The 1,285-nt window shown below is 31.1% G+C and carries 1 protein-coding gene; it reads left to right on the top strand.

The window, feature by feature from the left end:
* The first annotated feature begins 684 nt into the window (after positions 1-684).
* Positions 685-1,215, top strand: a complete 531-nt coding sequence (locus HZR21_RS11490) for a hypothetical protein (RefSeq protein WP_180747713.1) — start codon at positions 685-687, stop codon at positions 1,213-1,215.
* Positions 1,216-1,285: the final 70 nt, after the last annotated feature.

Raw genomic sequence — 1,285 nt, 5'->3', positions numbered from 1 at the left:
ACTTTTGGCTAAATTTACCTATCGCGTCGTTATTGCTCCGCACCTTACAGTAGTATGCTTTGTCGCAATGCCTAGCGCTAGAAAAATTTATCTCAAAAGTTATCAAAAGCAGTTTTTAGAGGTGCCCTTAACTAAATAAAAATAGTATCTCATATATATCTTTGCCAAAATATATGTGAGATACTGATTTTCTAAAAAAGCGAGTAACTGTTGAGTGACACGCTTTTTTTTTTACCTAAAACTTTTAATTTAGAGAAGAATAGACACCTTCTTTTTCTTGTAAATCATGTTTGCTTAGAAAAAGTGATGTATTAGTTGTTATTTTTCTTTTGTATTGTTTAGAAAATCAAACTCATAGAAAAGAATTATTTTTAAGATTCTATTTCAGAGCTACTAAAAGTCGTCAATCAGCCGTCAGGTATTTTTTTTAATGTTTTTTGTAGCGTTTAAACTTGTATTTTTCTTAGAATTGATTATTCTAAGAAAAATTCGATTTTAAATTAGGCATTTGTGGTGTCATTGCCGTCATACAGAAATGAGGTAAATCATCCCGTGTACTGGATAGTTTATTTATCAAAAGAGACATTGGCATCAAGTTGAATGATTAATGTTGTTTACAATCAATTCTATCGTGTTATTACCTATTTAATCAATATTTTTGTACTTAAAGAAAGGAGTTGAGATATGAAGAAGAGATGGTCTGTGTGGCTAAGTATTTTCGTATTAATTGTAAATTTATTACCAAATATTTGGCAAGGATACACAGTCCTGGCTGATTCATTTGAAACTAAAGAAACAAAATTAATCAACCAGGAAGATTTAGGGGTGACTTCAAACGTCACTGCATCTCAAGAAAACAATGTTTGGGAAATTCACTATCGTTATCAAGCGGCTCAAGATAACGAAAAAAGACGTTTGAAGTTTAAAATTTTTGATAATCAAAATAACCCGATTTTAGTTAACCCAGAAAAAGGATGGACGCTAACTGAAACTAAAGAATTAGTGAGTCCTTTTAGCGCTAGTGATACTGCTTCTATTCAATTCACAACAGCGCGTTCGATTTCAAATGTTAAGATTAAAATTCAAGCTGATGCTCAATTTGATGATAAAACTATCAAGGAAGATATTTTGCCAGAAGACATCGGAAAGTTTTATGAGTTAAGGGCACCTCTAAAAACGTATGAAAAGAGGTATAATAGATTAAAAATAAGCTAACGAGGTATTGAAGATGAATTTATTTGGAGATAGCGACTATCTTGAAAAATTAAGTTTAAAAGGAGACCCT

Origin of the sequence: Pseudolactococcus laudensis (assembly GCF_013449735.1) — a bacterium.
GTDB lineage: Bacteria > Bacillota > Bacilli > Lactobacillales > Streptococcaceae > Pseudolactococcus > Pseudolactococcus laudensis.
The sequence above is the reverse complement of the archived record's forward strand: the minus strand, read 5'-3'. Positions and strand labels throughout refer to the sequence as shown.